The organism is Methylophaga sp. OBS4, assembly GCF_026319305.1.
GTDB lineage: Bacteria > Pseudomonadota > Gammaproteobacteria > Nitrosococcales > Methylophagaceae > Methylophaga.
In genome coordinates this window covers 1-9,797 of sequence record NZ_JAPDMV010000053.1, presented here as the reverse complement: position 1 = coordinate 9,797, position 9,797 = coordinate 1, and the positions used below count along the sequence as shown (strand labels likewise).

Sequence of the window (9,797 nt, the reverse complement as noted above, 5' to 3'; positions counted from 1 at the left end):
CTGGTGCATCGGTCGGAAATAACTGTAAACACTATAGGACAGGCCTCGTTTTTCCCGAATCTCATCGCTCAGTTGCGACACCAGACCACTGCCGCCGAGGATATGATTTCCCACATACAAAGCAAAATAATCGGCATCATCACGGCTTATGCCCGGTTGCCCCATCATGATCGTGGTTTGTGACGCAGGATGACTGATTTTGACCTGCTGTGGTTGTTTGAGTTGGTCCACTTGCGGCAACGCCGGCGCGGCTTCGCCTGCCGGCAAACCTGACACTACCTGTTCCGCAATCTGTCCGGCTTGTGCTTTATCTACCGCGCCGACTATCACTATCACCGCATTGTTTGCCACATAAAACTGCTGATAGAAACGTTTCAGATCAGCAACGGTCAGCCGACTGACCGATTCGCTGTCACCTGCGGGCATGGTGGCATAAGGATGATCGCCATACAGGTTTTTGTAAAAGACCCGCGCCGCCATGGCTGATGGCGACTGCTTTTCTGCCTGTAGACCGCTCAGCAATTGCTGTTGAATACGCCTGAATGAGACTTGGGGGAAATCAGGTTTGCTCAGCACTGTGCTAAACGTGTTCAATGCTTGCTCCAACGCCTTTGGTTCGGTGAGCGATCGCAGACTCAGCACCGCCATATCACGCTCGGAACTGGCGCCATACTTGGCACCGACATCGGCAAACGCCGCAGCGATCTGATCTGCATCCAGACCGGCGGCGCCTTCATCCAGCATCGCGCTAGTCATACGTGCAGTGCCGGGCAAAAGGCCATCGCGGGCCGCGCCGGCATTGAACACCAGTTTGATATCCACCATGGGTAATTCCGGTGCATTGACGTAATAAACTTTGGCGCCTTTATCCATTATCCAGTGTTCAATATCCGGACTGGCAACTGCGGTGGTGGTGACAATAATTGTCAGCAAAAAAATGAGCCATTTAGTGGACATGATTGCCTCCTGCAGGTGCCGCTGGACGACGTCCTTCCACAGGTAAAGGTACCAGTTCTGCGATAGTCAGCCTATCATCAATAAAATATTTATTTGCCACTGCCTGTACCTGCTCCGCCGTTACCGCTTTTACGTTATCGACATATTGTTCACTCAATTGCCAATCAAGGCCGATGGTCTCCAGCATGCCGAGCTGCATGGCCTGATAAAACACACTGTCCCGTTGATACACCGTTTCAGCTACTACTTGTACTTTCACTCGTTCCAGTTCCTCTGCTGTTACTTGTTCTGATTTCAGACGCTCAATCTGCTCGCGCACCGCTTGTTCCAGATCTTCGACGGTTTTGTCCTGTGCCGGAGTGCCCGCCACCAGAAACAAATCCTTGAGCCGTGAAAACAGGTTATTACCGGCTCCGACGCTGGTAGCGACTTGCTGTTCGCGCACCAGTTCTTTGGCAAACCGCGCACTGTTACCATCATCAAGAATACCGGCCATCACTTCCAGTGCATAAGGTTCCCAGGCAGCTTCCTCGCTGGCTGTGGCTACAACCGGGATTTTCCAGCCCATCATCAGGTACGGCAGCTCCGCTGGCGCTTTAACTTTTATTTTCCGCAAACCTTTCTGTGGCACTTCAATCTGTGGTTTGAGGCTGCCAATCTGCTCCGGTTTCAATGGACCAAAATACTGCTGGGCCAGCCGGTAAACAGACTCAGGCTCCACATCTCCGGCTACCACCACGGTCGCATTGTTGGGCGCGTACCATTTCTGATACCAGGCAGTCAGATCATCGGCCTGGTAATGGTTGATATCACTCATCCAGCCAATAACCGGGTGATGATACGGGCTACTCATAAATGCGGTGGCATTGAAATTTTCCCTGAGTAGCGAATGAGGGTTGTCTTCAGTCCGCATTCGGCGTTCTTCTGCGACAACTTCCCGTTCTTTGAGTAACTCATCCGGGTCGATTTTCAGATTGCGCATGCGCTCGGCTTCCAGCCGGAAACTCACTTCCAGCCGATCTTTTTGCAAAGTCTGAAAATAAGCCGTGTAATCACGACCCGTAAAGGCATTCTGCTCTCCACCGTTGGCGGCAATAATGCGAGAAAATTCGTTTGGCTCAAGATTTTCAGTACCCTTGAACATCATATGTTCCAGCACATGAGAGATACCGGTGATGCCATTGTATTCGTAACTTGAGCCTACTTTGTACCAGACCTGGGAAACCACAACCGGTGCCCGGTGATCCTCTTTGATTATGAGTTTGAGGCCATTATCGAGTTCAAACTCGCTTACTTCGGCGAAGGCGGCTATCGGGATAAGCAACGCTACCCAGACTAATTTTTTTAAATTCAGCATCTGCATCTCTTGATTCATCACATGGTAAGATTGACCGTCGAAGTGTAACGACAAGCAGAGAATATGTTTAGTTTCCTCAGAAAAAAAACCAAACCATCGGCATCAGAATCGGTCACAACCGTGGAAAAAACGGTTGAGCAGCAAGCTATTGACACTGAAACGGTCAAAGTAACCGAGCCCGTCAACACAACAGCAGAACAACCGGGCCTGTTCGGCCGTCTGAAACAGGGCTTGAGCCGCACCAGCACTAAGCTGACCGAAGGTTTCGCCACTTTGGTTCTGGGGCGGAAAACCATTGACGACGATCTGCTTGATGAACTGGAAACCCAGTTGCTCACCGCCGACTTGGGCGTTGATGCCACCACCGCCATTATCAATGATCTGACCCAGCGGGTAGCACGTAAGCAACTGGGTGATGCCGAAGCGCTGTTTAACGCGATGCGCGAAGATATGATCAATATTCTACAACCCAGTTGCCAGCCACTGAAACTTCCGGATAGTCCCGATCCGTTCGTTATTTTGATGGTGGGCATTAACGGCGTCGGCAAAACCACCACCATCGGCAAGCTGGCCAAACAATTCCAGCAACAAGGTAAATCTGTCATGCTCGCCGCCGGAGATACCTTCCGTGCAGCGGCGGTAGAGCAGCTCCAGGTATGGGGTGAGCGTAACAATATTCCTGTTGTCGCCCAACATAGCGGCGCGGATTCAGCTTCCGTTATTTTTGATGCGCTGCAGGCTGCAAAGGCACGTAATATCGATATTCTTATTGCCGATACTGCAGGCCGCCTGCACACCCAGTCCAACCTGATGGAAGAGTTGAAGAAAGTCAAAAGAGTGATGGGTAAAATTGACCAAACCGCTCCACATGAAATCATGCTGGTACTGGATGCCGGTACCGGCCAGAATGCCTTACAACAGGCACAGCAGTTTAACCAGGCAGTGGGCCTCACCGGTATTACCTTGACTAAACTTGACGGTACGGCCAAAGGCGGCATTATTTTCGCTATTGCCAACAAAACCGGCCTGCCTATCCGCTTTATAGGTGTCGGTGAAAAAATTGACGACTTACGTCAGTTTGATGCAACCGATTTTGTTGACGCTTTACTGGGGCGTGAAGACAACTAATGATTCGGTTCAGTGAAGTTTACAAACGCTACGCCAATCAGCACGAAGCACTATCCGGACTTAGTTTTGAATTGAACAAGGGCGAAATGGCCTTTCTCACCGGTCATTCCGGTGCCGGTAAAAGCACACTGCTCAAACTGATCGCCTTGATAGAACGCAGCTCGCACGGCCAGGTCTGGGTCAACAACCAGAACCTGACCCGTCTGCCCAAATGGAAAGTACCTTATTACCGCCGCAAAATCGGCCTGGTTTTTCAGGATCACAATCTGCTGCATGATCGCACTGTGTTCGACAATGTCGCTTTACCCCTGATTATTGCCGGTGAAAATCACCGTGAAATCGGACGCCGGGTGCGGGCAGCGCTGGATAAAGTAAGTCTGCTGGGTAAAGAACGCAGTTTGCCTATTGCCCTGTCCGGCGGTGAGCAACAGCGGGTGGGCATCGCCCGCGCCGTGGTCAATCGTCCGCCGGTACTGCTGGCTGACGAACCTACCGGCAACCTGGATCCGGCCTTATCTCGTGAAATCATGCATTTGTTTGAGCAGTTCAATCAGGTGGGTGTCACGGTATTTGTCGCCACCCATGATCAGGATCTGATAAACCGGATGCCCTATCGTCAGATCACTTTGCATCAGGGACGTCTTGCGTAAAAAAATGCTGAAACTCAATATTCACAATTATTTTATTCGTCATCTTCAGGTCATGCTTTACAGCCTGGGCCAGTTATGGCGCCAGCCTGCGGCAACCACCATGACAGTACTGGTTATTGGTATCGCCTTAGCATTACCGGCCGGCCTTTATGTGATGCTTAAAAATGTCGAGCAGGTCAGCAGCCAATGGGACGATGCCAGTCAGATTTCGTTATTTTTGCATCACAAAACCACTGATGCCCGAGGTAAACAGCTGGCAGAGCAACTGCTGACCTGGCCTGATATCAACGCCGTTCATTATCAATCAGCTCAACAATCACTGGAAGAATTTCGTCTGTTATCCGGTCTGGATGATCTGCTGGATACGCTGCCCAGTAACCCTTTACCCCCGGTCATTGTGATACAGCCTGTAGCCGGAGAGACTGAAACCGAAGCATTACATAGCCTGCTGCAGCGCTTGCAAAATATGCAGGAAGTAGAACTGGCACAGCTTGATATGGAATGGCTGCAAAGGCTCCACAGTATTAATGAAACCGGTGAACGCGGTATCAGTATCCTCGCCATTTTGCTGTCGCTGAGCGTGTTGCTGGTGATCGGCAATACGATTCGGCTGGCTATTTTAAATCGTCAGGCAGAAATCCGTGTTATCAAACTGGTAGGGGGCACCAATGCTTTTGTTCGCAGACCCTTTCTCTACACCGGATTCTGGTATGGCCTGATCGGTGGCGTTATTGCCTGGATAACACTGTTGCTTACCCTGCTCACTATCAATGGTCCGGTAAACCAACTGGCTTCGCAGTATGACAGTCAGTTCACATTGAACTGGCTGAACGGACAAATGTTTATTGCACTTCCCTTGTTTGGCACAATATTAGGTGTGCTGGGCGCCTGGCTGGCGGTAGGCCGTCACCTTAACGACATCGAACCGACCTGATCAGAAGCAGACACAAAGGAACTTTTTCCTGAACTGTTTACCCTATAGTTGTATTAATCATTTTGATGCTATTATTACCCGATGACTCTTAGGAGACCGCGCAGATGACAACAAATGTGGCCCAATACGAAATGGCTCTGGCACCGATTGGTAATCTCGATGCTTACACCAGTCTTGTGCACACTATCCCTGTTCTGACTGCTGAAGAAGAATACGACTTAGCCACCCGCTTGCAGCAGGAAGGTGATCTGGAAGCAGCCCAACGGCTGGTACTGTCGCACCTTCGCTTTGTGGTAAGAATTGCCAAAGGTTACAGCGGCTACGGTTTGCCGGTTGCTGATTTGATTCAGGAAGGCAATATAGGCCTGATGAAAGCCGTTAAACGTTTTAATCCGGAAAAAGGCGTTCGCCTGGTTTCTTTTGCCGTGCACTGGATTCGCGCTGAAATTCATGAATATGTGATCCGTAACTGGCGTATTGTCAAAATTGCCACCACCAAAGCACAACGTAAACTGTTCTTTAACCTGCGCAGCGCTAAACAGCGTCTGGGCTGGTTAAATCAGGAAGAAGTCGAAGCTGTAGCAGAAGATTTGGGTGTCACTCCGGCTAATGTAATGGAAATGGAACGTCGCCTGGCTCAGCCTGATGCTTCTTTCGATATGCCTGCTGATACTGATGATGAAGATAATCATTATTCGCCCGTAGCTTATCTGACTGCACCGGAGAATACTGATCCCTCGCACCAGCTGGAACATGATAACTACAGCGACTATCAGCAGCAGAAGCTGACCAATGCCTTGTCTACGCTGGATGATCGCAGCCGCGACATCATCACGCAACGCTGGCTCAACGAGGATGATAAAGCCACATTACACACGCTGGCTGATCAATATCAGGTTTCTGCCGAACGTATCCGCCAGATTGAAAACAATGCGATGAAAAAACTCAAAAAAATGATGGCCTGACCCCATAATTGGATATAAAAAAGCCCGCATTAAGCGTAATACCGATCAGTTAAGCCCTGGCATCTGATCGAACACAGGATCAAACTCCCGTTCAGAGTAATCTGAACGGGAGTTTTTATTTGGAGTATCGGCAGGGTTGGGGTGAGTAGGTTAGGCTGAGCCCGGCGGAATCATTAAGCACCTTTCAACACGCCATCCCGGCCCCATATGGATTGAAAAAGTCTTGCAGGCCTTTAGGACGGCCAGTATCCGCAAGCGCAAGTTGCCCGCCGAACAGGTGGTCTGGTCAGTGCTGGGCATAGGTTTGTAGCGTAACCGCTCGATAGCCGATATCTGCGACAAACTCGATCTGGTATTGCCAAAACGCGCTACCGGCACGGTGCCCTGCCCCAGGCGCGTGAACGCTTGGGCGATGAGCCATTTGCGGTGTAGGTTTCTGAGCGCCTACAACCTGCTCCGGGTTGAAATCAGTCGCATAGCGCAAGAAGCCAAGGTACTCCCGAACCGCATCTCATTCGTGATGGCATTGCGCTACATACAGGCTTAATTCTTGTGATGCGCCATCGCGGCACATGGCTCTATTCCGAAGAAACTGCGCGAGCGACATGCCCACGTCAAACGCTTCATCGTACCAGAACGAAAACGGCCCTCTTGTTGCGAGGGCCGTGAAGGTAAGCCGAATACGTTATCCCATTCGGAAAAAAGCGGGTAAGGCCTAACTGAATGGTATTAGTTTAAAGCGGGCTTTTTTTATATCTGTTTAAACAGAACTTATCTTTCCAATAGCGGGGTTTTATCTGTTTTGCCATCCCATTCTTCCGCGTCGGGCAACGGATCTTTCTTTTCAGAAATAACAGGCCAAGCCTGAGATAATTCAGCATTAATTGCCAGGAATTCCATTTGCTCATCTGGTAAATCATCTTCCGAGAAGATCGCTTCAGCAGGACATTCAGGCTCACACAGCGTACAGTCAATACATTCGTCAGGATCGATAACCAAAAAGTTAGGACCTTCGTGAAAACAATCTACTGGGCAGACATCGACACAATCAGTATATTTACACTTAATACAATTTTCTGTGACAACAAAGGTCATGGTGAATTCTCCAAAATCACGATTTTATACAGGACCGACCCTGTCAAGTTAATTGATAATTCTACATGATTTGCCCTGATTCTGGGCAAGGATAGATTTTGCGGTATGATGGGCTCTGCCCCCAATGCCAGTAAACTTGAGGAACTCCGCAGTATGCGAAAAATCATTTTTTTGCTTGTGTTTGCACTGATTTTTTTAATCAGCGCTATTTTTGCCGCATTCAACATGGTGCCGGTCACGGTGAATTACTATTATGGTGAGCTGACACTACCGCTAGCGGCTTTGATGGTCATGGCGATGCTGGCAGGCGTGGTACTGGGTGCAGTAATATTGTTTCTGAGCACGTTAAGACTTCGGTATGAGAATCGTCGACTGCAACATAAACTATCCGTTTCTGAACAGGAACTTAACAGTCTGCGCATTCTACCGATCAAAGATACGCACTGAAACCGACCATGATGGAATGGCTGTTTTTCTTACTTCCTCTTGCAGCCTTGTCAGGCTGGTTGCTGGCGCGTAAACACTACAAACGCCGATATCGCCCCCAGGACTCCCCTTTCAGCCCTGAATACTTCAAAGGCCTCAATTACCTGCTCAATGAACAGCCGGATAAAGCCATTGATGTATTTATTGGCCTGCTGGAAGTAAACAGCGAAACCGTAGAAACACATTTAGCGCTGGCCAACCTGTTTCGCCGTCGGGGCGAGACTGATCGTGCCATTCGCATTCACCAAAACCTGATTGCCCGCCCGAGCCTGAGCAGCCAGCAACGAATCCAGGCACTGGTTGAACTCGGTCTGGACTATATGAATGCAGGGGTGCTGGACCGTGCCGAACTGCTATTTCTGGAACTGCTACAGCAAACACCGCCCCCTCCGGAAGCGGCCCAACAACTTGTGCGCATCTATCAGCAGGAAAAGAACTGGCACAACGCTATCAAAACAGCAAAGCAAATCCCAGCGGATAAAAAAACCAATACCCGTGCACTGATTGCTCAATTTTACTGTGAACTGGCAGAGCCCATCGCTGACAAAGATCGTCATGAGGCACTCAATATGTTACGCAGCGCACATCATTACGACCCGGATTGCGTCAGAGCAAGCCTGCTGGAAGGCAAAATCCTGATCAAGTCAGGCCAGCACCGCAAAGCCATACGGGTTTTGCAACTAATAGAGCAGCAAAATCACTTTTTCCTGCCCGAAGCGTTGCCACTGCTACATACTTGCTATGACCGTATTGGTAATACGGATGCCTTCAAAGAATGGCTGCAACAACTGCTGGTAAGACATCCACATATGACTTCAGCCCGCATCATGCTGACAAAAATAATTCAGCAACAACAAGGTAATCAGGCTGCTCAGCAGTTTCTATATCGCCAGCTGCATCAGCACCCCTCCGTGGAAGGTCTGCATCACCTGATCATTCTGGGTGAGGAAAATCATCAGGTGTTAATCCCTTTAATCAAAGATGTCACCACTGCGTTAATTCACAAAGGCGATCGCTACACCTGCAAAAACTGCGGCTTCTCAGGGCGTACTTTGCACTGGCAATGCCCCGGCTGCTCGCGGTGGACAACCATTCGTCCGATTGAAATACATTTATCTGCTTTAGAAAAACTGTTGGAGCCTTCACGATGAGTACCATCCAAATCTTTCACAACCCGCGCTGTAGCAAATCGAGACAAACCTTGTCTCTGCTGGAGCAACAAGGCATCGATGCTCAAGTCATTGAATATTTGAAAAGCCCGCCAACGGCGGCAGAACTCAAATCTATTCTAGGCAAGCTCAACATGTCCGCACGGGAGTTGCTCCGCAAAGGAGAAGCTGACTATAAGGAACTGAATCTCTCCGACCAGACATTATCCGAAGATGACCTGATTGCTGCGATGATTGCTCATCCCAAATTGATCGAACGACCTATTGTTATCCATGCAGACAAGGCTAAGCTAGGGCGTCCACCGGAAGCCGTATTGGATATTCTCTGAGCAGCCTATGACCGACATTCTGATTCTTTATTACAGCCGTTCCGGCCATGTAAAAGCCATGGCTGAGCAGATTGCCCGTGGTGTGGAGCGGATCGATGGCTGTCATGCCAAATTACGTACAGTTCCCCCCATATCAGCCGTATGTGAAGCAATAGAAGACAGCATTCCAGCGGAGGGGCATCTTTATGTCTCGCATGATGATCTGAAACATTGTTCGGCGCTGGTATTAGGCAGCCCGACCCGTTTTGGCAATATGGCCGCGCCGATGAAATATTTTATCGACAGCACCAGTGATATCTGGCTATCAGGAGAACTCATCGGCAAACCTGCCGCTGTGTTTACGTCTACCGGCAGTATGCACGGCGGTCAGGAAAGTACACTGTTATCAATGATGTTACCATTGCTGCATCACGGTATGCTGATCATGGGTTTACCCTACAGCGAAGCCGGATTAATGCTCACTGATGGCGGCGGCACCCCCTACGGGCCCAGTCATCTGGCCGGCAGTCAGAACAAACGCATGCTCAGTGATAATGAGGCGCAACTCTGCTGCGCCCTGGGTAAACGTATTGCAGAAACGGCTTTGAAATTAAAATGATATAGGGTCTGTTGACGTCTCATCTTCACCACTGCTGGAGGCTGTTTTTGTGTCCAGCAAGGCGGAATGAGCGTGATGTAGTTGCCCTACATGAGTGAGTGACAACGCCGCTGGACGCAAAAACAGTCC

12 protein-coding genes are annotated in these 9,797 nt (G+C 49.7%); 9 read left to right on the top strand and 3 right to left on the bottom strand.

The window, feature by feature from the left end; all coding sequences use genetic code 11:
• On the bottom strand, window positions 1-957 hold a 957-nt coding region (locus tag OMP95_RS12085; protein WP_266329187.1), incomplete at its 3' end, for a M16 family metallopeptidase.
• Window positions 947-2,314, bottom strand: a complete 1,368-nt coding sequence (locus tag OMP95_RS12080; RefSeq protein ID WP_266329185.1) for a M16 family metallopeptidase — start codon at window positions 2,312-2,314, stop codon at window positions 947-949. The genes OMP95_RS12080 and OMP95_RS12085, both read right to left, overlap by 11 nt.
• A 63-nt stretch (window positions 2,315-2,377) precedes the next feature.
• Between OMP95_RS12080 and ftsY the strand changes: the two genes are divergently transcribed.
• From ftsY to OMP95_RS12545, 5 genes are all read left to right on the top strand, one after another.
• The gene (gene ftsY / locus OMP95_RS12075; protein WP_266329183.1) at window positions 2,378-3,442 is read left to right on the top strand and encodes a signal recognition particle-docking protein FtsY; all 1,065 of its coding nucleotides are present in this window, start codon (window positions 2,378-2,380) and stop codon (window positions 3,440-3,442) included.
• Window positions 3,442-4,092 carry a cell division ATP-binding protein FtsE gene (gene ftsE / locus OMP95_RS12070; protein WP_266329181.1) on the top strand — a complete coding sequence of 217 codons (651 nt, stop codon included), beginning with the start codon at window positions 3,442-3,444 and terminating at the stop codon, window positions 4,090-4,092. The genes ftsY and ftsE overlap by 1 nt, the downstream gene beginning before the upstream one ends.
• Window positions 4,085-5,026 (top strand): permease-like cell division protein FtsX, encoded by a 942-nt coding sequence (gene ftsX / locus OMP95_RS12065; RefSeq protein ID WP_266329179.1) that lies wholly within the window; start codon window positions 4,085-4,087, stop codon window positions 5,024-5,026. Before ftsE ends, ftsX begins: the two co-directional genes overlap by 8 nt.
• A gap of 104 nt (window positions 5,027-5,130) precedes the next feature.
• The gene (gene rpoH, locus OMP95_RS12060) at window positions 5,131-5,991 is read left to right on the top strand and encodes an RNA polymerase sigma factor RpoH (RefSeq protein WP_266329177.1); all 861 of its coding nucleotides are present in this window, start codon (window positions 5,131-5,133) and stop codon (window positions 5,989-5,991) included.
• A gap of 169 nt (window positions 5,992-6,160) precedes the next feature.
• Window positions 6,161-6,301: a transposase domain-containing protein gene (locus tag OMP95_RS12545; RefSeq protein ID WP_416234652.1), complete on the top strand. Its 141-nt coding sequence runs from the start codon at window positions 6,161-6,163 to the stop codon at window positions 6,299-6,301.
• Between the two features lie 461 nt (window positions 6,302-6,762).
• Here OMP95_RS12545 and fdxA read toward each other — a convergent pair whose 3' ends face one another.
• A complete protein-coding gene (fdxA, locus tag OMP95_RS12055; RefSeq protein ID WP_266329175.1) occupies window positions 6,763-7,086 on the bottom strand; it encodes a ferredoxin FdxA in 324 nt (107 codons plus the stop codon).
• A 153-nt stretch (window positions 7,087-7,239) separates the two neighbouring features.
• On the opposite strand from fdxA, the gene OMP95_RS12050 reads away from it, so the two are divergent.
• Genes OMP95_RS12050 through wrbA form a run of 4 tightly spaced genes read left to right on the top strand, consistent with a single transcriptional unit; the run spans window position 7,240 to window position 9,668 of the window.
• Window positions 7,240-7,533 carry a LapA family protein gene (locus tag OMP95_RS12050; RefSeq protein ID WP_266329173.1) on the top strand — a complete coding sequence of 98 codons (294 nt, stop codon included), beginning with the start codon at window positions 7,240-7,242 and terminating at the stop codon, window positions 7,531-7,533.
• Window positions 7,534-7,541: 8 nt separating this feature from the next.
• Window positions 7,542-8,723 carry a lipopolysaccharide assembly protein LapB gene (lapB, locus tag OMP95_RS12045; protein WP_266329171.1) on the top strand — a complete coding sequence of 394 codons (1,182 nt, stop codon included), beginning with the start codon at window positions 7,542-7,544 and terminating at the stop codon, window positions 8,721-8,723.
• On the top strand, window positions 8,720-9,070 hold the full coding sequence (gene arsC / locus OMP95_RS12040) for an arsenate reductase (glutaredoxin) (protein ID WP_266329170.1): 351 nt from the start codon (window positions 8,720-8,722) through the stop codon (window positions 9,068-9,070). The genes lapB and arsC overlap by 4 nt, the downstream gene beginning before the upstream one ends.
• 7 nt (window positions 9,071-9,077) lie before the next feature.
• Complete coding sequence (wrbA, locus tag OMP95_RS12035; protein WP_266329169.1) at window positions 9,078-9,668, top strand: NAD(P)H:quinone oxidoreductase; 591 nt, start codon at window positions 9,078-9,080, stop codon at window positions 9,666-9,668.
• The last annotated feature ends 129 nt before the right edge of the window (window positions 9,669-9,797 follow it).